The 20,548-nt window shown below is 35.2% G+C and carries 17 protein-coding genes; 10 read left to right on the top strand and 7 right to left on the bottom strand.

Annotated elements, in window-relative coordinates:
* Positions 1-107: 107 nt before the first annotated feature.
* From dinB to KO493_RS07035, 5 genes are all read left to right on the top strand, one after another.
* Positions 108-1,205, top strand: coding sequence for a DNA polymerase IV (dinB, locus tag KO493_RS07055; protein WP_216067240.1), 1,098 nt, complete (start codon positions 108-110; stop codon positions 1,203-1,205).
* Positions 1,206-2,540: 1,335 nt separating this feature from the next.
* Complete coding sequence (locus KO493_RS07050) at positions 2,541-4,949, top strand: TonB-dependent receptor (protein ID WP_216067239.1); 2,409 nt, start codon at positions 2,541-2,543, stop codon at positions 4,947-4,949.
* 11 nt (positions 4,950-4,960) lie between these two features.
* Positions 4,961-6,322, top strand: coding sequence for a hypothetical protein (locus KO493_RS07045; RefSeq protein ID WP_216067238.1), 1,362 nt, complete (start codon positions 4,961-4,963; stop codon positions 6,320-6,322).
* A 138-nt stretch (positions 6,323-6,460) separates the two neighbouring features.
* Positions 6,461-7,789, top strand: a complete 1,329-nt coding sequence (locus KO493_RS07040; protein WP_216067237.1) for a M13 family metallopeptidase — start codon at positions 6,461-6,463, stop codon at positions 7,787-7,789.
* A 57-nt stretch (positions 7,790-7,846) separates the two neighbouring features.
* Positions 7,847-8,491, top strand: coding sequence for a M13-type metalloendopeptidase (locus tag KO493_RS07035; RefSeq protein WP_216067236.1), 645 nt, complete (start codon positions 7,847-7,849; stop codon positions 8,489-8,491).
* Positions 8,492-8,572: 81 nt separating this feature from the next.
* Here the strand turns inward: KO493_RS07035 and pyk are convergent, their stop codons facing one another.
* From pyk to KO493_RS07010, 5 genes are all read right to left on the bottom strand, one after another.
* A complete protein-coding gene (gene pyk, locus KO493_RS07030; protein WP_216067235.1) occupies positions 8,573-10,012 on the bottom strand; it encodes a pyruvate kinase in 1,440 nt (479 codons plus the stop codon).
* Complete coding sequence (locus KO493_RS07025; protein ID WP_216067234.1) at positions 10,012-10,497, bottom strand: IPExxxVDY family protein; 486 nt, start codon at positions 10,495-10,497, stop codon at positions 10,012-10,014. Before KO493_RS07025 ends, pyk begins: the two co-directional genes overlap by 1 nt.
* A 119-nt stretch (positions 10,498-10,616) precedes the next feature.
* Positions 10,617-11,357 (bottom strand): ribonuclease III, encoded by a 741-nt coding sequence (gene rnc, locus KO493_RS07020; RefSeq protein WP_216067233.1) that lies wholly within the window; start codon positions 11,355-11,357, stop codon positions 10,617-10,619.
* Positions 11,358-11,455: 98 nt separating this feature from the next.
* Positions 11,456-12,706 carry a beta-ketoacyl-ACP synthase II gene (fabF, locus tag KO493_RS07015; RefSeq protein ID WP_216067232.1) on the bottom strand — a complete coding sequence of 417 codons (1,251 nt, stop codon included), beginning with the start codon at positions 12,704-12,706 and terminating at the stop codon, positions 11,456-11,458.
* A gap of 22 nt (positions 12,707-12,728) precedes the next feature.
* Complete coding sequence (locus KO493_RS07010; protein WP_007647141.1) at positions 12,729-12,962, bottom strand: acyl carrier protein; 234 nt, start codon at positions 12,960-12,962, stop codon at positions 12,729-12,731.
* A 278-nt stretch (positions 12,963-13,240) separates the two neighbouring features.
* On the opposite strand from KO493_RS07010, the gene KO493_RS07005 reads away from it, so the two are divergent.
* From KO493_RS07005 to KO493_RS06985, 5 genes are all read left to right on the top strand, one after another.
* Positions 13,241-13,804, top strand: a complete 564-nt coding sequence (locus KO493_RS07005) for a phosphoribosylglycinamide formyltransferase (protein WP_216067231.1) — start codon at positions 13,241-13,243, stop codon at positions 13,802-13,804.
* Positions 13,805-13,885: 81 nt separating this feature from the next.
* Positions 13,886-14,470: a hypothetical protein gene (locus KO493_RS07000; RefSeq protein WP_216067230.1), complete on the top strand. Its 585-nt coding sequence runs from the start codon at positions 13,886-13,888 to the stop codon at positions 14,468-14,470.
* 74 nt (positions 14,471-14,544) lie between these two features.
* Positions 14,545-15,186, top strand: a complete 642-nt coding sequence (locus KO493_RS06995) for a ribonuclease H1 domain-containing protein (RefSeq protein WP_216067229.1) — start codon at positions 14,545-14,547, stop codon at positions 15,184-15,186.
* A gap of 145 nt (positions 15,187-15,331) precedes the next feature.
* Positions 15,332-16,258, top strand: a complete 927-nt coding sequence (locus tag KO493_RS06990; RefSeq protein WP_216067228.1) for a PfkB family carbohydrate kinase — start codon at positions 15,332-15,334, stop codon at positions 16,256-16,258.
* Between the two features lie 118 nt (positions 16,259-16,376).
* Positions 16,377-18,275 carry an amidophosphoribosyltransferase gene (locus KO493_RS06985; protein ID WP_216067227.1) on the top strand — a complete coding sequence of 633 codons (1,899 nt, stop codon included), beginning with the start codon at positions 16,377-16,379 and terminating at the stop codon, positions 18,273-18,275.
* Between the two features lie 846 nt (positions 18,276-19,121).
* Here the strand turns inward: KO493_RS06985 and KO493_RS06980 are convergent.
* Both KO493_RS06980 and KO493_RS06975 read right to left on the bottom strand, forming a co-directional pair.
* A complete protein-coding gene (locus KO493_RS06980; RefSeq protein WP_216067226.1) occupies positions 19,122-19,664 on the bottom strand; it encodes a DUF3267 domain-containing protein in 543 nt (180 codons plus the stop codon).
* Between the two features lie 175 nt (positions 19,665-19,839).
* Positions 19,840-20,448: a superoxide dismutase gene (locus KO493_RS06975; protein WP_216067225.1), complete on the bottom strand. Its 609-nt coding sequence runs from the start codon at positions 20,446-20,448 to the stop codon at positions 19,840-19,842.
* Between the last annotated feature and the right edge of the window lie 100 nt (positions 20,449-20,548).

Raw genomic sequence — 20,548 nt, 5'->3', positions numbered from 1 at the left:
CAAACACTTTTAATTTTAAAAGCACGCTACAAGCCACCAACCTTCATTTTTTTTTAATTCTGAAGTCATACAATTCATGACTGCTCAGGAATTCATAAATTTACAGTATGTTATCCGATTTACCAATAAGAAAAATAATTCATGTCGATATGGATGCTTTTTACGCATCGGTCGCACAATTGGATCACCCAGAATTAAAAGGTAAAGCTATAGCCGTTGGTGGTTCGGGAAACCGAGGCGTCATTAGCGCCGCCAGCTATGAAGCCCGAAAATTTGGTGTTAAAAGTGCCATGTCTGGAAATTTAGCTGCGAAACTTTGTCCGGAACTTATTTTCGTAAAAACCAATTTTGAACGCTATACTGAAATTTCAAAAAAGATTAGAAGCATTTTTTTAGACTACACCGATTTGGTAGAACCGCTATCCCTAGATGAAGCCTATTTAGATGTCACCCAAAACAAAAAAGGCAACCCCAGTGCTTCTTTAATTGCTGAAGAAATTCGTGAACGTATTTTTCAAGAAGTGGGTTTAACAGCTTCAGCAGGTATTTCAATCAATAAATTTATAGCAAAAGTCGCGAGCGATTATAATAAGCCTAACGGACAAAAAACGGTTAACCCAGAAGAAGTCCTTTCTTTTTTAGAAGTATTAGACATTCGAAAATTTTATGGCGTAGGGAAAGTCACTGCCGAAAAAATGTATCAAAAAGGCATTTTTACGGGATTGGATTTAAAAAACAAATCGCTTGAATATTTAGAAACTCACTTCGGGAAATCGGGGCGTTACTATTATCATGTGGTTAGAGGTATTCATACCAGCCAGGTGAAACCAAATCGCATCAGAAAAAGTTTAGCCGCCGAACGGACTTTTAGTAAAAATTTATCTTCGGAAGTGTTTATGCTTGAAAAACTAGACCACATTTCTGAGGAAGTATCGCGAAGACTTTCAAAAAATAAAGTTGCCGGAAAAACGATTACTCTAAAAATTAAATACAGCGATTTCACTTTACAAACTAGAAGCAAAACCTTGCCTTATTATATTAACGATAAAGACATTATTCTAGAAACCGCAAAATCTTTATTATATCAGGAGAAATTAAATAATTCGGTTCGGCTTTTAGGTATTTCCATCTCAAACTTAAATACTGAAACCAAAAAAGCTCCAGAGAAAAAAAGCTTGAGCGTACAATTGAAAATTGATTTTTGATGGTTTTTGGAGACTTACTCTTGAGAAGTTGTTACACGGAGATACACAGAGGATTTCGCAGAGGCTCACAGAGATTTAATATTGATTATTGGTTTGCCATATAAACTGTTTAACTATAAACTGAAACTTATTACAAGAAGGAAATACAACTTTCTTCAGAAACGACGACTATCCTGAAACTTTAAACTTTAAACTATTAGACACTGTTTTTTTATTAGTTGTTGGTTTGTGGTTATTGGTTTTTAGTAGCTTACTCTTGAGGGGTTATGACACGGAGATACACAGAGGATTTCGCAGAGGTTCACAGAGATTTTTTTTGACACCAATTTCACTAATTACCACTAATTTTTGCGCGCTATAGCTTGGCGACTTAGCGTCTTAGCGAGAAATTATGTTGGTTACTGGTTGCTAGTTATTGGTTATTAGTTTTTGGAGACTTACTCTTGACAGGTTGTTACACGGAGATACACAGAGGATTTCGCAGAGGCTCACAGAGATTTAATAATGATTATTGGTTTGCCATATAAACTGTTTAACTATAAGCTGAAACTTATTACAAGAAAGAAATACAACCTTCTTAAGGAACGACGACTAACCTGAAACTTAAAACTATTAGACACTGTTTTTTTATTAGTTGTTGGTTTGTGGTTATTGGTTTTTAGTAGCTTACTCTTGAGGGGTTATGACACGGAGATACACAGAAGATTTCGCAGAGGCTCACAGAGATTTTTTTTGACACCAATTTCACTAATTCCACTAATTTTTGCGCGCTATAGCTTGGCGACTTAGCGTCTTAGCGAGAAATTATGTTGGTTACTGGTTGGTAGTTATTGGTTATTAGTTTTTGGAAGCCTACTCTTGGGGGTTATAACACGGAAATACACAGAAGATTTCGCAGAGATTTAATATTGATTATTGGTTTGCCATATAAACTGTTTAACTATAAACTGAAACTTATTACAAGAAGGAAATACAACTTTCTTCAGGAACGACGACTCAACTTGAAACCTGAAACTTCAAACCTCTAATATTTAACTTCAAATTTAGTCCCCGTCTTCCGTCATTATAAAATTTTTCACTATTAATTATCAAACGGTCCCTTTTCTAACATAATCCTCCAAATTTCATCCAATTCCGAGCTGAAATTTTAACATTCCTAAAAACACTATTAATAATAAATCTAAATAGTATTTAGAATAATTCTAATTTAAGGCCTCAATTCTTAGCACTTTTTTCAAATTTTAGCCTAAAAATAAAATATACTCAAAAATAAAACCCTTATTTGTAATTAGTCTAAATAAACATACTTTTGTTAAAATTTTTATAACGTCTGTTTTGAAAACATATTTAACATCAATATTCCTCTTATTATTTAGTCTATTTGGCTATAGCCAGAATGGTCACTTATACGGTGAAATCGCATTTAATAATGACGAGCCTGTACTTGGAGCACAAGTGGTTTTAAGAGGTGGCAATATTGAACGTATGACCTCATCGGGTATTGATGGTGAATTTGCTTTTAAAAACCTGCCTTACGGAACATACACCATAGAAACCCATTCTTTAGAAGCCAAACCGCACACTATAGAAGCCGAAATAAATGCTGTTGAACAAACCTTAAAATACGTTTTAGAAATCACAGAATTTCAAGATTTAGATGAAGTTCACTTACGTACAAAAACCCAAAAAGAGAAAATTGAAGATGAAGGTTTTGCTGTAAATGTGATTGAAACCAAAGAAGTGAGTCAACGAAATATTCAAACCACTGAGCTATTAAACACCACCGTTGGTGTAAAAATTCGTCAGAATGGTGGTTTAGGATCTCAAGCCCAGTTTAGTTTAAACGGTTTATCGGGTAGTGCTGTACGCATATTTATTGATGGCATTCCTATTTCAATTTATGGTTCTTCCTTTAGTGTAAACAGTATTCCAACATCGATGATTAAACGTATAGAAGTTTACAAGGGTGTTGTTCCAGGTTATTTGGCTGATGACGCACTTGGTGGTGCCATTAATATTGTCATGCATAAAGGCACAAAATCAAACTTTAATGCTTCTGTGTCTTTCGGATCATTTAACACCATCCAAGCCAGTGTTAATGGTTTGTATCGTTTTGACGATTCCGGATTTACCGTAAAAGCATCCATTTTTAATAATTATTCAGATAACAATTACAAAGTCTGGGGCCGTAGTGTTGTAGATAAAGGTTTAGGTGGTGTACAAACACCAATAGTCGCACGACGTTTTAATGATGCGTACCGCTCAACCGGCGGCATGTTTCAAGTAGGTTATACCAATGTAAAATGGGCCGATCAATTTTTTATAGGCGTCACAGGCTCTGATGATTTTAAAGAAGTACAGCACGGTACCTTTATGACGACTACACCGTATAAAGATCGTTTTTTAGAATCGGATGCCCTTCTAGCCAATCTGACCTATCAAAAGAAAGATCTTTTCACAAAAGGACTGGATGTTAACATCAATGGTGCGTTCGGAAAAAGAAACCGTAATGTCAACGATACCGTAGCCAAAGCCTATAGTTGGACGGGAGAACCCGCCATAGATTTCAAAGGTGATGAATATGATTATTCTTGGGGCTCGCAACAGGAAGGCGGACCAACATTAGCAACCATAAAAAGAAACGTAGCCTCCATAAGAACTGGTGTATCCTATGGCATTAACAGGCATCATAAATTTGTGTTTAATCACTTCTATAGCGGCATTGATCGTGAAGATAGCGACGCACTGAAATCGCTTTTAGAAAACACTTTCGTGGGAACTCGTGATTTAGATAAAAATATATTATCGCTGACTTATGAATTAAATGCTTTCAACAACAAATTGAAAGCGAATCTTTTCGGAAAATACTATCAGCAAAAAACCGTGAATATTGACCCTTTCATCAATAGCAGTACCGGTCAACTTGAAGATGATGTCACTTCGGCTAACAACAAAGATGAAGGTTATGGTTTTGCCATTTCATACGCGCTTACGCCTACCATTAGTATTTTAACTTCAGCTGAAAAAGCAGTGAGGCTCCCGGATGAAATTGAAGTATTTGGAAACGATGGTGATAACGTGATTGCAAACCCAAGCATCAACCCAGAAAGTAGTGAGAACTTTAATCTTGGTTTTAGATTTGGTGCCTTCAGAATTAAAAAACATGCGTTCACTATTTCTACAAACCTCTTCACTAGAAACATTAAAGACCGCATTGGTTTACCTATAGAAACGTCTTTAAATGTAAATGACGAAACGATTTTTTACGAAAACCAAGGAAGCGGAACCTCTAAAGGGTATGAAGCTTCATTGGATTACAGCTATAACAATAATTTCAAATTCAATTTCAATATCTCACAATTTGAGTTAAAAATAGTGAACCGTGGTGTGGAAATCGATGTCCCTAACACCCCTTTTGATACCATGAATGCTGGATTGAGCTATGGGTTTTCTGACCTTTTTCAGAAAAACACACGTCTAAACTTATATTACAACCTCTACTACACTGGGGAATTCTCCTATATCGTGCCTCAAGGTTCTAATACCGTTGGTGATGACTTTTTTAAGGTTCCTGAACAATTGGCTCAAGATTTCGGACTCAGTTACAGCTTCCCTAATGAAAAGGTGGTAATGAGTTTCGATATCAAAAACATATTCGACAAACCGGTATATGACAACCTTTCTATTCAAAAACCGGGGCGCGCTTTTTACTTAAAACTTAATTATTTTATAAATAAATTCTAATACAAACAACAATGAAAAATCGTTTTTTAAACCTCAAAACTCTAAGTCTTGCCTGTACAGCTCTATTGCTTACCGTAAGTTGTAGTGATGATCCAGATAGCCCAGTTATAGAAGAAGAAAAAGAAGACTCAAGCCGTTGGATTACCGTGGCTGCCGCTAGAATGGGTGATAACCCTGGTGATGGTAATGGTGGTACTTTAATCTACTCTATTAGTAGTGACGATGCTAAAGCCCCTAGTGTTTCTATCGAGCCTTTTGATAATGGGTTTATCGTACCGTCAAACAGAACAGCACGTTTACAAGCTTCTGAAGATGGTAGTACTATCTTTAACATCAGTTATGCTGGAGATACCGGTGGAAATTACTCAAAATACACAGTAAATGGTGGCCAAAATTTCGTACAAACAGGTACTGGTGTAAGTATTGCCGAGTACGTGGGTACAGCACCAAGATGGATTAAATTATTTGATGGTGATAACACGGGCGCGGCTGTTTATGTAAGTACTGTAAATGAAGTTGACGACAACGGTACGCCTAATGATCTTTTAGATGACACGTATTTCCGTACAGATGCTACTATTGGTGTGGTGACTTTAGACCTTGTAAATTCTACAATAAACAACTTTGAAGAGCATAATATTGCTTTAAGTCCAGAATTAGAAGCTCAAGGTTATTATATTGGTAGAATTGATATGCCTACTTTAAACGCTGCTGGTGATAAATTATACATTGGTGCAAGTATTAGAAAAGTAGATCCTGCAACCACGGAAAGAGAAAGTGATTTTGAAAGATTAGGTTCGCAAACCATTGTTTTAGATTACCCTTCTTTATTAAACCCAACAGTTATTGCTTCAAGTGTAGGTTATGGTGATACAAACGGTTACCGTAGTATCAATGCTTTTGAATACAATGGTAGTGTGTACCAAGCCAACCAAAATGACCCTGAAGGTTCTCGCATCTTAAAAATTGGAGCAAACAACCAATATGACGATTCTTATGATTTCAATTTAGACGAAGCTTTAGGTGTACAAGATGCTTATATCTTAGCTTGGCGTCCTGCTGCAAATGGAAAAGGTGTTTTAGCATACCGTCACGCTGGTTCTGTTGAAGGTGCCGCTGGTGCACAAGGTTTCTTTGCACTAATCGATTTAAACGCTCAAACGGCTACTAAAATTGATGCTATTCCTTACGAACCAGATTTCTACTTATTCCAATACCAAGGTTTTGCAGTTGACGGTACTGAAATTTTCGTAACTCAAGCCCCAGTTGGTAAAAACGGAAACATCTATGCTATAGAAACTGAAACTGGAGAAGTAACAAAAGGTGCTGAACTCGTGAATGTAGAAGGCAGTCACTATATTGGTACGTTCTAAAAACCATAAACATAAAGTTTAAATTTAAAGAGGTTGTTATAATGGCAGCCTCTTTTTTGTTTCAAGAAGATTTCTCTACAGTGAATTATAATTCGTACATTGAACTTCATGTTTTTATACGAATTTACACCAACTAAAATGAAAAAACTCCTTTCCCTTGTTGCCATTGGCCTATTAATCCTTGGCTGTAAGAACAATGAAAAGCCACCAGAAGTAAGACCAGTTGGTTTAGTTATTGAAAACATGGACACCACAGTAAAACCTGGCGATAACTTTTTTGAATATGCCAATGGCGAATGGCTAAAAACAGCCGAGATGTATCCAGGCACGCCTTTTAATGGGAACATGATTGAAATCACATTTAGAACTGAGGATCAAATAGGTGACATTCTTCAAGAAGTTTTAAAGGAAGAGGCGCATCCAAAAAACTCTTCTAAAGGACAAATTCAGGCGTTTTACAAAAGCTATGTTGATACTTTAACTAGAAATCAATTGGGCGTAAAACCAATCCAACCAGAAATTGATAAAATTTTATCTGCAACCACTTTTTCTGAGTTATATGGCTTTATGGGACTTCCTTTAATTCCTAAACTGTGGGATGAGTATATTTTCTTAGATGCTAAGAACACGAAAAGATATTTACCTACTATTGGGCAAAGAGACTTAGGTATGGGTGGTATCGAATATTATTTAGATGACACCCCACGAAATAAAACTATAAGAGAAAAATATCTAAAATTAATTGAAACCTATTTTACATTATCTGGTATAGACAAACCAACACAACGTGCACAATCCATACTCGATTTAGAAACCAATCTTGCAAAGGTATATTGGACGGCTACACAAAAACGTAATCCCAACAAAATGTACCACTTAATGACTGCCGATGAACTTAAAAATTATGCACCAGGTATCGATTGGCAAGCCTATTGGGATACTAAAGGAAAAGATGGTTATAAAGAAATTATAGTACATACGGATACCGCTATTCAAGGGGTATCTGAAATTTTAGGACAAACTAAATTAGAAGATGTAAAATCTTTAATTACCTTTTACTTTATAAAATCGGCAGCATCTGCACTTTCTGATGAATTTGATCATGCAGATTTCGAGTTTTACAAAAAAACATTAGTAGGTATTGCAAATCAAAGACCTCTAGAAACACGCGCGAAAGGCATATCTAACGAAGTTTTAAAATGGCAATTGGGTGAACTTTACGCAGATAAGTACTATACTCCTGAAATTGAAAAACAAGCCAAGTTGTACATCAGTTATATGCACAAAGCAATTTTGAAAAGCTTAACAGAAAACCCTTGGATGGATGAAGAAACCAAAAAAGAAGCTATAAATAAATTTAATAACATTAATTGGAAAATTGGTAGGCCTGAAAAAACAGGAGATCTCTCTGTTTTAGAATTTGATGCTAAAGATTATGTAGGTAACCTTAGAAAAATTACAGCATAGCAAATTAAAGATGATGTAAGTAAACTTACGGAACCGAAAAGAGAGTGGGAATGGCTTATGCCCCCACAAATTGTAAATGCATATTACCAAGCTGAAATGAATGATGTAGTGATACCTATAGGCATCTTACAACCGCCAAATTTTGACCCTAATGCAGATGCTGCCGCTAATTTTGGAGGGATTCTTTCTATAGTTGGTCATGAAGTTGGTCACGGATTTGATGACAAAGGAAGTAAATCGGATGCGAATGGTTTACTACGAAACTGGTGGACAAAAACATCCAGATTAGATTTTGAAAACCGCGCTAATGCATTGGTACAACAATACAACCAATATGAACCGCTTCCTGGTGTACATGTAAATGGTAAATTAACACTGGGCGAAAATATAGGGGATTTAGGTGGTGTAACCATCGCACACCGCGCATATCGCGCTTACGTGAACGAACACCAAGGTGGAGAAGCACCTGTAATTGATGGTTTTACTGGAGACCAACGCTTTTTTCTTGCCAATGGGCAGTTATGGAGTTGGATTTCAACCGAAGCTTATTCAAGACAGGCCGCCGCTACCGATAACCATAGCCCTGGGAAATTTAGAGTGAATGGTATTGTGCGTAATGTAGATGCATGGTATGAGGCTTTTGATGTTAAACCTGGAGATTCGCTATACTTACCTAAAGAAGAACGTGTTGTTATTTGGTAAAAAACAGCTATAGAGTTTAACCAAAAAAGGTTCCAGATTTAAATCCGGAACCTTTTTTTATTATTTTATAAAAGCTTTAAATTAAGCCTTATTCTTAATTTCAGTAACACGTAACGTATTTACCATACCCTTCTCTTGAATAGGCATAGCCGCTAAACTAATCACCATATCTCCTGGATCTAAATAACCTTCTTCGCAAGCAATAGCATTAACATCTTCAATAGTATCATCGGTACTTACAAATTTATCATAATAAAAAGCACGAACACCCCAAAGTAAACTTAAACGTGTTAATAATTGCTTATTTGATGTAAATACTAGAATATGACATGAAGGTCTCCATGCAGAAATTTGAAAGGCTGTGTAACCACTATTTGTTAAAGTTGAAATCGCTTTTGCATTAATTTCATTGGCCATATTAGCTGCGTGATAACAAATGGCTTTTGTGATATAACGATTCGTTCTAATATGAGGAGGCAATTGAGGCACTTGAATTAAGCCTGAATTTTCAACATTTCTCAATATGTCAGACATCTTTCTAATCACCTCAACGGGATACTGTCCAACAGACGTTTCACCAGAAAGCATTACGGCATCAGCACCATCCATTACCGAGTTGGCAACGTCATTTACTTCAGCACGCGTTGGTGTTAAACTATCTATCATAGTTTCCATCATTTGCGTTGCAATAATAACCGGAATTCTTGCTTTTTTAGCACGTAATACCAGTTGCTTTTGGATAAGAGGCACTTCCTCCGCAGGAATTTCCACACCTAAATCACCACGAGCCACCATTAAACCATCACAATGAGCAACAATTTTATCGATATTATCTATAGCCTCTGGCTTTTCAATTTTAGCAATAATTGGAATTTTATCTTCAGTATGCTCGGCAATTAAATCACTCAACTGCATTAAATCTTCCGCATGACGCACAAACGATAATGCAATCCAATCAACTTTTAAGCTAATTGCAAAAATGGCATCTTCAATATCCTTTTTAGTTAAAGCGGGTTGAGAAATATTTGTATTAGGAAGATTTACCCCTTTTTTAGATTTTAATGGTCCCCCTTGAATTACTTTAGTTTTTACTTCAGACTCATTATCTGTAGAAACAACTTCAAAAAGTAATTTACCATCATCTAAAAGTACGCGTTCACCAGGTTTAGCATCTTGAGGAAACGTTTTATAGGTCATGTAAACACGATCTTTAGTTCCAACAAAACGTTCACCAGTGGCAAAAGTGATTTCGTCACCTGGGTTAACTACAATATCGTCTTCCATAACCCCTACTCGAAGTTTTGGACCTTGTAAATCGGCAAGAATAGAAGCTGTAAAACCATATTCTTCATTTAAATCACGAATCATTTGAACACGTTCTGCAACGTCTTTATAATCGGCATGAGAAAAATTTATTCTGAACACGTTTGCTCCTTCTTCAAGCATACGCTTTAAAACTTCTTTAGAACTTGTAGCTGGCCCTAGGGTCGCTACTATTTTCGTTTTTTTTGTTATCGCCATTAGTTAAAAATTAAATTGTCTTTAGATTTCAATATGCTCGAATCAATACTGTAAGCTGTTGCGATTTGAGGTATTTTTAAAATATTATCTAAAATATACTTCGTTTTACTTGAGCTAAATTCACTTTCTATTTTTAAAAGGAAATTTACAGTTTTATATTCGGGCAATAAATGAAATGTTTTTATTATTTTTTCTTGTGTATCAAATAGCGATTCGAATTTTCTACTTTGAATCGCCTCAATTTTACAAATATTAGAGACTAAGCTCCATGTTATTAATTGCTTTTCATCTTCCCATTGGTAAATGGAATATTTAGCTTGACTGTTACTGTAATCTAAATCAGATGCTCTTCTTTTAAGCGCAACTCCTAAACACTTGTTTAAAAGATAAGCCAATCTATAATCCTCAAGCCTACAGTGTATACCTATTAAGGTATATGCTGTTTCATCAAAAGAATCATCTAAAACAAATTTTTGAACAGCCATAACTTACATTCAAACTTCACAAAGATAATATTATATCATGTCGAAATGAAAATATTGACCCATTGTTAACAATAAACACTACTAAAACGTTGTAGTTTGATCTTAATAAAAACAAATGGTTAAATCATTTTAGACATGGTGCTCTGAAATGCAAAAAAGGCACGTTTTGAAGCTTTTTCTTCTGCCTTTTTCTTTGAAGTCGCTCGCGCTTTCGCTACCACTTTATCGTCTATGGATAATTTTACTGAAAAATGACGCAGTTCATCGTTTCCAGTATCGTCATAAACATTATAATTAAAGGTCTTTTTTTCTTTTTGACACCACTCAATTAATAAACTCTTATAGCTTATAACCTTGCCTTCTAAGGTTTCAATATCAACGTGCGGTATAATAACGCGTTTCGTTATAAATTTTTCACAATATTTATAACCACGATCTAAGAAAATAGCCCCAATTAAAGCTTCGAATAAATTCCCATGAATATTATCGCCAAATTGGCCTGCGGGGATTTTACTTTCAACTAAATCGATAAGTTTAAGTTCTTTACCCAGTTCGTTTAAATGCTCTCTGCTTACAATTTTAGAGCGCATTTTTGTGAGGTAACCTTCATCGCCTCCTGGTACTTCAAGATATAGGTGTGAAGCAATTACAGAGCTTAGCATGGCATCACCAAGAAACTCTAAACGCTCGTAGTTAAAAGCGTTCCCTTTACCATCCTTAATGTTCATAGAACGGTGCGTAAAGGCTCTTCTATAATGTTTAATTTCTTTAGGCTTTACACCAAGGATCTCAGTTAATCGCATAAAAAAATTCCCGTTGCGTTTAAAACGGGAATTTAATATGTTGCGAATACTTTTCATCTGAGATCTAATATACTATTTTAATGTCAGATGTAATAAACCATGTTTCATTTTACTGTAAAAATTAATTTATCGTTATGGTTTATTGCATTCGGGATTTAATCTATCTTTTTGAATACTACACAAGCATTGTGACCGCCAAATCCAAATGTATTACTCATTGCTACTTTTACGTCGCGTTTTTGTGCCTTATTCAAGGTTAAATTTAATTCAGGATCAATTTTCTCATCTACAGTTGTATGGTTAATGGTAGGCGGTACAATACCGTTTTCCATAGCCAAAATAACCGATATCGCTTCAATCGCTCCAGCAGCACCTAATAAATGGCCTGTCATTGATTTTGTTGAATTGATATTTATAGATTTTGCATGATCACCAAAAACCTCTGAAATAGCTTTAAGCTCTGCAACGTCACCTAGTGGTGTAGATGTACCATGTGTGTTAATATGGTCTACATCTTCAGGTTTTAAACCTGCGTTGTGCAAACAATTTTTCATTACTGCTATAACACCAATACCATCTGGATGTGGCGCTGTCATATGATGCGCATCAGAAGATAAACCTCCTCCAATAAACTCGGCATATATTTTAGCACCTCTTGCTTTAGCATGTTCATATTCTTCTAGAACTAGTGCTCCCGCACCTTCACCTAAAACAAAACCATCTCTTGTTCCATCAAATGGACGAGAAGCTGTTTCTGGGCTTTCATTTCTAGTTGATAAAGCATGCATGGCATTAAAACCACCCATTCCAGCAATAGTAACTGCCGCTTCACTACCTCCTGTAACAACTACATCTGTATGTCCTAAACGTATAGAGTTTAAGGCATCAAACATAGCATTCGCTGAAGAAGCACAAGCAGAAACTGTTGTGTAATTAGGCCCCATAAAACCATGTTTTATAGAGATGTTTCCTGGTGCAATATCAGCAATCATTTTAGGAATAAAGAAAGGGTTAAATCTTGGTGTTCCATCTCCAGAAGCGAAGTTTAAAACTTCATTCTGAAAGGTTTCTAAACCACCAATTCCTGCACCCCATATCACACCAACACGTAATTTATCAACAGTATCTAGATTTAATTTAGAGTCTTCAATGGCTTCGTCTGCAGCTACCATAGCGTATTGCGCAAACCTGTCCATTTTTCTAGCCTCTTTTCTATCTATAAAGTCGGTAACGTTAAAGTCCTTCAATTCGCAAGCGAATTTTGTTTTGAACTTTTCAGTGTCATAATACGTTATAGGCGCAGCCCCACTTTTACCACTCAAAAGACCTTCCCAATATTTATCTTTGGTATTGCCTATTGGTGTTAAAGCTCCTAATCCTGTGACTACAACTCGCTTTAATTCCATAAAGTATTTTGCTTGTTATTGCTTATTTTGCTGCTTCTATGTAAGAAATAGCTTGACCAACTGTTGCGATGTTTTCAGCTTGATCGTCTGGTATTTGAATATCGAATTCTTTTTCGAATTCCATAATTAATTCTACAGTATCTAAAGAGTCTGCTCCTAAATCGTTTGTGAAGCTAGCTTCAGTAACAACTTCGTTCTCATCTACTCCTAATTTGTCTACGATAATCGCTTTTACTCTTGATGCAATGTCTGACATAACTTTTAATTTTAAATTTTTAATTTAGGCTGCAAAAATAAAAAACTTTATTTTTAAAACACGTCTTTAGTTTAAAAATGTGTCTATAATTTACTAAAATTACTTTTAAGTATTTATATAATCGCTTCTAATTGTTAATAATTATTCTTTTTTTTGCCAGAACAAATATAAGTCTATAAGTCCGTAATTAGCCCGAACTTGTAAAATATTTAACAAGAATTCTCCTAAATCAGCCATCAATAACTTTATACAACAACATAATAACACCTCACAAATAGATGAAACGTATTGTAATTTTTGCTTCAGGAAGTGGTTCAAATGCCGAAAATTTAATCAAGTTTTTCGAAAACAATAATTCAGCATCAGTTGTACAGGTGCTTACTAATAAACCCCAAGCGAAAGTATTAGATCGCGCAAAAAACCTAAAAGTTAGCGCGTTTTCATTTAACAGAGTCGCGATTTCAAAAACCGATGATGTCCTTAATTTACTAAAAGCGTCTAACCCAGATTTAATTGTTTTAGCGGGTTACCTATGGAAATTCCCTGACAACCTATTAAACGCTTTTCCTAACAAAGTCATTAATGTACACCCGGCGCTATTACCAAAATTTGGAGGAAAAGGCATGTACGGCATGAACGTTCATCAAGCGGTTGTAGATAATAAGGAAACTGAAACAGGTATTACCATTCATTATGTGAATGAGCATTATGATGAAGGTGCTATCATTTTTCAAGCGAAATGTGAGGTAGAACCAACTGATTCAGCTGATGATGTGGCCGCTAAAATTCACGAATTAGAGATGGAACATTTTCCGAAGGTTGTGGAGGGATTGTTGAAATAGTAAGTTAAAATGAATTACAAAAGGAAGGGGTTTTTATAGGATTGGCTATAATACCTACTAATCAGAATATATTTGAGAAAAATGAAATTATTAGCCATACTTCTAATATTAGCTGGAACCACAATCAAAGCTCTTTTTGGTCATTTAGCTAAAAATTGGGCTAATTTAGAATCCATTTCGCTGATTTTATATTTGATTGGTTTTACATTATTATTGTACAATTTAGTTTCAAGAATAGACAAGAATAACGAGGAGATTTCATTTAAAAACAATCCTTTAAAATGGATTTTTGGACGTTCCTTTTTTATTTACATTCTAGTAATACCTGTTATGGTAGGGCTCATGTATTTTAGTGAAAATTTAAACATAAAAATACAAGAACATTTTCTTAAGGAAAATACAGAAAAAACTATCGCAACTTTTATTGGTTTTGAGAAACAATCTTATTTAATAAAATACGGGAAAGAAACTAAAGAGTTCGCTATGTTTCAGTACAAAACACCGAATGGAATAATATACCAAGGATTACCTAAAAAAAATTTTAAACCAAAAAAAAGTAGCTTTACGGTAAAAAATAGTCAATTGGTAATTTCGAATAAAATGACAAATCAAAAAGTCGAAATTATCTACTCAAAAAAATACCCAACTATTTTTAAAATATTATAAAATCATGTGGTATAGCCTTTCAACAATCAAAACATTAAATTCATGAGATTTCCGCCTTCGCGGAAATGAAAAAAATGGCAAAACCTAAAAAGAAATACTACGCCGTTTGGAAAGGCCACAAAACAGGAGTTTTCGACTCCTGGAACACCTGCAAATCTTTAATTAAAGATTATCAAGGTGCCCAATACAAATCTTTCCCCACTTTTGAAGCTGCTAAAAAGGCTCTAGACGGTAATTATTTTGATTATGTTGGAAAGAACAAATCTTTTAAAAGTGGCTTATCCTCTGAGCAACTCAAAAAAATAGGGCAGCCTAATTACAACTCCATTGCTGTGGATGCTGCATCAAGCGGAAACCCAGGTATTATGGAATACCGTGGTGTAGACACCAAAACCAAAAAACAACTTTTTATTCAAGGCCCTTTTGAACAAGGCACTAATAATATTGGTGAATTTCTAGCGCTTGTCCATGGTCTGGCTTTACTTAAAAAAAACAAGAGCAACCGCATCATGTACACCGATTCTAGAACCGCCATGAGTTGGGTAAAAAAGAAAAACTGCAACACCAAACTTGAACGCAATGCCAAAAATAAACCCGTTTTTGATTTGGTTGATCGCGCTGTAGACTGGCTAAAAAACAATACTTACGATACCACCATCGTCAAATGGGAAACCAAAGCATGGGGTGAAATTCCTGCTGATTTCGGAAGAAAATAACCCCTAACAATCTCACCTTCAGCACCAAACAATAATCAACTTACTTTATTATAAACTTAGCTATTTGAAGTAATTTGAAATAAATATAATCGCCCTAATCTGTAAAAAGGCTTATATTTGCACAAAAATTATCAGGTCTCCTTATATGAGTAAATTAGTAATTGTTGGCACAGTAGCTTTTGACGCTATTGAAACGCCTTTCGGGAAAACCGATAAAATTCTAGGTGGCGCGGCAACTTTTATTGGTCTTGCTGCTTCTTATTTTAACATTGATGCTGCTGCAGTTTCTGTTGTTGGTGGCGATTTTCCTCAGGAATATTTAGATTTATTAGCAAATAAAAACATCGACATTTCTGGTATTGAAATCGTTAAAGATGGCAAAACCTTTTTCTGGAAAGGCCGTTACCATAATGATATGAATTCTCGTGATACTTTAATCACAGAATTAAATACGCTAGCAGATTTCAGCCCTGTCGTTCCCGGAGACTACAAAGATGCTGAAGTCGTGATGTTAGGAAACTTACATCCGCTAGTCCAAGCTAGTGTATTAGATCAAATTACAAACAAGCCAAAAATGGTGATTTTAGACACCATGAACTTTTGGATGGATTGTGCGTTAGATGATTTGTTAAACGTTATTAAACGTGTAGACGTGATTACCATTAACGATGAAGAAGCCAGACAATTAACTGGAGAATACTCCTTATTAGTGGCTGCTGAGAAAATTCAAACCATGGGTCCAAAATATGTGGTTATTAAAAAAGGTGAGCACGGTGCTTTGTTATTTCATAAAGACCAAGCATTTTATGCCCCTGCTCTACCGCTAAAAGAAGTATTTGATCCAACTGGTGCCGGCGATACTTTTGCTGGTGGTTTTGCTGGATATTTGGCTAAAACCAACGATTTTTCCTTTGAAAACATGAAGCAAGCCGTGATATATGGTTCAACCTTGGCATCGTTTTGTGTTGAAAAATTTGGAACCGAACGTACACAAAATTTATCAAATAAAGAAGTTTATGAACGATTGCTTCAGTTTAAGCAGTTAACACAATTTGAAATTGAAATAGCATAAAACAACGCGCTCGTAAAAGAGTGCGTTTTTAATTATAAACCTTTTAGAATTCAGCAAAATTCAAAAATTCAGTACAAACAAAACCTGAATTGACGAATAAAGCGAAAACATTTATATTATGAGTGATGCCTTAAAACACGAATGTGGAATAGCTGTTATCCGACTTTTAAAACCTTTAGAATATTATAAAGAAAAGTACGGAAGCGCATTTTATGGGGTAAATAAAATGTATTTAATGATGGAAAAACAGCACAACCGTGGTCAAGACGGCGCTGGGCTTGCAAGCATCAAGTTAGATACAAAACCAGGAGAACGCTACATTAGTAGAGTACGTTCTATAGCACAACAACCAATTCAGGACATTTTTGCTCAAATTAACGAACGTGTTAATAACGAGTTTAAAGCACACCCTGAGTACATGGATGATGTAGCGGCACAGAAAAAGAACATTCCATATATAGGTGAAGTTTTATTAGGACATGTACGCTATGGTACCTTCGGAAAAAATAGTGTTGAAAGTGTACACCCATTTTTAAGACAAAACAACTGGATGCACCGTAATTTAATTATGGCGGGTAACTTTAACATGACCAATGTTAAGGAACTTTTTGCCAACCTTATTGAATTAGGTCAGCACCCAAAAGAATACACCGACACCATTACTATTATGGAAAAAATTGGTCACTTCCTAGATGATGAAGTGAGCAAAATCTATAAAGAATTAAAAAAGGAAGGTTATAATAAACAACAAGCCTCACCTCAAATTGCCGAGCGTTTAAAAGTGGCTAAAATTTTAAGACGTGCCGCCAAAAACTGGGATGGTGGTTACGCCATGGCAGGACTTATTGGGCATGGTGATGCCTTTGTTTTAAGAGATCCCGCAGGTATTCGTCCAGCATATTATTATCAAGATGATGAAGTGGTAGTTGTAGCATCGGAGCGTCCTGTAATTCAAACCGTTTTCAATGTAGACTTTGACAATGTAAAAGAATTAGACCCAGGACAAGCTATTATTATTAAAAAATCTGGTGAAGTTCGATTCAAAAAAATATTAGAACCTTTAGAAAGAAAATCATGTTCTTTTGAGCGTATTTATTTCTCTAGAGGATCGGATGCTGAAATTTATCAAGAGCGTAAAAAATTAGGTAGATTATTAATGCCAAAGGTTCTTGAAGCCATCAATAATGATACAAAAAACACGGTTTTCTCATACATCCCTAATACTGCAGAAACGTCGTTTTTCGGAATGATTGAAACCGCAGAAGATTACATAAATGAACGTAAAACTGATGCCATTCTAAATGGTCAACGTTCATTATCTGCAGCCAAAGTGACCGAGATTTTATCGGAACGTGCTCGTGTTGAAAAGATCGCTATTAAAGATGTAAAACTAAGAACTTTTATTACTGAAGATAGCAGTAGAGACGACTTAGTGGCTCACGTTTATGATGTAACTTATGGTGTGATCAAACCAAATGACAATTTGGTTATTATTGACGATAGTATTGTTAGAGGTACCACTTTAAAGAAAAGTATTCTTAAAATGCTTGACCGTCTAAAACCTAAAAAGATTGTTGTAGTATCTTCAGCACCTCAAATTCGTTACCCAGATTGTTATGGTATCGACATGGCTAGATTAGAGGATTTAATTGCTTTTAGAGCCGCTTTAGAGTTGCTAAAAGACCAAGGTAAATACGATATTGTTAAAGAAGTTTACGAAAAGTGTATCACACAAACAGAGTTGGCCGATAAACATGTTCAGAATTTTGTAAAAGAAATTTACGATCCGTTTACAGATGAAGAGATTTCAGATAAAATCTCAGAATTATTAAGTGATGAAAGTGTAAATGCCGAAGTGAAAATCATCTTCCAACCTGTTGAAAACCTGCATAAAGCTTGCCCTGAACATTTAGGGGATTGGTACTTTACAGGAAACTACCCAACAGTTGGGGGTAATCGCGTTGTGAACAGAGCATTTATTAACTTTTTTGAAGGAAATAAAGAGCGTGCTTATTAATAATTATAAAAAATTAGTCGGTAAGCCAAAACCTACTTTAATACATTTCATCGCATAAAAAAACATTTAATCTTATAAATCTACCGTTTATCTAATAAATACATAAGTTACAGGAATTACCTATAAATTGGTAAGACCATAACATAAGTAGGTTAAGTTCATGGTAGATTTGGGGCAAAAAAGGTGAACATCTGTTCACCTTTTTTATTTTAATCAATTCAGTACTAATATCTTACAAAAAAATAGCCGCTACCCCTCTTCCATATAACACTTTCAACACGACAGCCAATTTTTAAGTAGTTTAGCTAATATTTTTCAAGATTTTAAACAAGCAATGTATCTTTGACCCACCATAACATAAGTAGGTTAAGTTCATGGTAGATTTGGGGCAAAAAGGTGAGCATTTATGTTCACCTTTTTCATTTTCATTAGTTACTGGTTCCTGGTTGTTAGTTTCTGGTTTTTGGATGCTTACACTTTCGTGATTGTTACACAGAGCTGCGCTGAGGTTTAACAGAGAGTCGCGGAGATTTTTTTAGACACGGATTGCATTTGTACTATTTTTGAAAACAAGCGTAAGAGTAAGCCTATCAACTAATAACCAACAACTAGCAACCAATAAATTCTAGACACAGATTTATTAGGCTTCGAAGCTTACTCTTTCGTGATTATTACACAGCGCTGCGCTGAGGATATCACGGAGAGACACAAGGAAAAGAAAGGAAGCCCACATTTTCTTATAACTTTAGGCTTCACCGTATCTTATTTTATTTGTTAACGGCATTCGAGCCCACCTATCGGCAGACAGGTGAAGTCGAGAAGCATTTTGCGTTCAAAACAAAAACACTAACTAGTCTCCTCATCCAATACATAAAACGCCATTTCACTATCGTGATCTAGGATTTTTTTGCCTTTAGGCATTTTTAGAAGCAACACGAAAATTAAAAAGTCTCCTGCCGCTGCCATAATCATGAGCAACCCATAGTATAAAAAAGGGAGACTCCCTATTGACAACCCAATAATAACCGGCAAAATACCTAAAATAACTCCAGGCATCACAACAGCTAACATATATTGATTAACAAACAAAGGCGTGCGGCAATGCGCATAAGGTGTTAATTTGGCCCATAGCACCCCAAATTTGACACTTTTCCATTTATCTTCAGAAAAATAGGCAAATATGGCACCGTGAATGAGTTCATGAATGACGATAGACACAAAAGCAACGAATAAAAAGATAAATATGATGCTAAAATCTTTTGGCTCTAAGGCGAGTTTTAAAGAACCCCAAACCAAATAATAAACTAAAACTACAGGCGCTGAAGTTAGCAGCATAAATAATAGCGCAAACCAGTTCGCCTTTTCAATAAAGATTGTTTTTTTCTGCATAATAAGTGTTAGTTATAAACTCAAGTAAATATTGCTTAACTGCAAATAAAGTAAAATAGGACAAGACCAAAGGCATTTTCCTACTTATTTCAAACAAAACCAAAAAAAATCGTCTAAAAAGAAAGACTTTCTAGACGATTTAATATTTTAAAACTTATAAAAAAAGCGAAATGATTTACTTCGCTGCTGCGTAACGCTTTTCAGCTTCATTCCAGTTAATCACATTAAAAAATGCATTGATATAATCTGGACGACGGTTTTGGTAGTTTAGGTAATAAGCATGTTCCCAAACATCAAGACCTAAAATAGGTGTTCCACCACAACCAATTCCTGGCATTAATGGATTATCTTGATTTGCTGTAGAACAGATTTCAACTTTTCCACCTTTATGAACACATAACCAAGCCCATCCTGAACCAAAACGCGTAGCTGCTGCTTTAGAAAATGCTTCAATAAAAGCTTCTTTAGATCCGTAGGCTGCTTCAATAGCATCTTTTAATTCACCTGATAAATACCCTCTATCTTCTGGATTTAATACATCCCAAAATAAAGAGTGGTTGTAAAATCCACCACCATTATTTCTAACCGCTGCATTACTTGTATCTAAATTGGTAAGAATATCTTCAATAGATTTTCCTTCTAAATCTGTTCCTTCAATTGCGTTATTTAAGTTGTTTGTATAACCTTGGTGATGTTTAGAATGATGAATCTCCATTGTTTTTGCATCAATGTTTGGTTCTAAAGCATCATAAGCATATCCTAATTTCGGTAATTCGAAAGCCATAATTTTTGTTTTTAAATATTAATATTTGATTTCACCAAATTTACATATAAAAGCGGGCAATAAAAAATAATAAATAGCTATCAAACCATCGATAGTTTTT

Origin of the sequence: Pseudotamlana agarivorans (genome assembly GCF_018860245.1) — a bacterium.
GTDB lineage: Bacteria > Bacteroidota > Bacteroidia > Flavobacteriales > Flavobacteriaceae > Pseudotamlana > Pseudotamlana agarivorans_A.
Note: the sequence above shows the minus strand (reverse complement) of the source record. Positions and strands in the feature narration are given on the sequence as shown.

Bases quoted from the DNA above. Each gene is read 5' to 3' on its own strand.
- dinB (WP_216067240.1), top strand. From the start codon at position 108: ATGTTATCCGATTTACCAATAAGAAAAATAATTCATGTCGATATGGAT.
- KO493_RS07045 (WP_216067238.1), top strand. From the start codon at position 4,961: ATGAAAAATCGTTTTTTAAACCTCAAAACTCTAAGTCTTGCCTGTACA.
- KO493_RS07040 (WP_216067237.1), top strand. From the start codon at position 6,461: ATGAAAAAACTCCTTTCCCTTGTTGCCATTGGCCTATTAATCCTTGGC.
- KO493_RS07035 (WP_216067236.1), top strand. From the start codon at position 7,847: ATGCCCCCACAAATTGTAAATGCATATTACCAAGCTGAAATGAATGAT.
- pyk (WP_216067235.1), bottom strand. From the start codon at position 10,012: ATGGCGATAACAAAAAAAACGAAAATAGTAGCGACCCTAGGGCCAGCT.
- KO493_RS07025 (WP_216067234.1), bottom strand. From the start codon at position 10,497: ATGGCTGTTCAAAAATTTGTTTTAGATGATTCTTTTGATGAAACAGCA.
- rnc (WP_216067233.1), bottom strand. From the start codon at position 11,357: ATGAAAAGTATTCGCAACATATTAAATTCCCGTTTTAAACGCAACGGG.
- fabF (WP_216067232.1), bottom strand. From the start codon at position 12,706: ATGGAATTAAAGCGAGTTGTAGTCACAGGATTAGGAGCTTTAACACCA.
- KO493_RS07010 (WP_007647141.1), bottom strand. From the start codon at position 12,962: ATGTCAGACATTGCATCAAGAGTAAAAGCGATTATCGTAGACAAATTA.
- KO493_RS07005 (WP_216067231.1), top strand. From the start codon at position 13,241: ATGAAACGTATTGTAATTTTTGCTTCAGGAAGTGGTTCAAATGCCGAA.
- KO493_RS07000 (WP_216067230.1), top strand. From the start codon at position 13,886: ATGAAATTATTAGCCATACTTCTAATATTAGCTGGAACCACAATCAAA.
- KO493_RS06995 (WP_216067229.1), top strand. From the start codon at position 14,545: ATGGCAAAACCTAAAAAGAAATACTACGCCGTTTGGAAAGGCCACAAA.
- KO493_RS06990 (WP_216067228.1), top strand. From the start codon at position 15,332: ATGAGTAAATTAGTAATTGTTGGCACAGTAGCTTTTGACGCTATTGAA.
- KO493_RS06985 (WP_216067227.1), top strand. From the start codon at position 16,377: ATGAGTGATGCCTTAAAACACGAATGTGGAATAGCTGTTATCCGACTT.
- KO493_RS06980 (WP_216067226.1), bottom strand. From the start codon at position 19,664: ATGCAGAAAAAAACAATCTTTATTGAAAAGGCGAACTGGTTTGCGCTA.
- KO493_RS06975 (WP_216067225.1), bottom strand. From the start codon at position 20,448: ATGGCTTTCGAATTACCGAAATTAGGATATGCTTATGATGCTTTAGAA.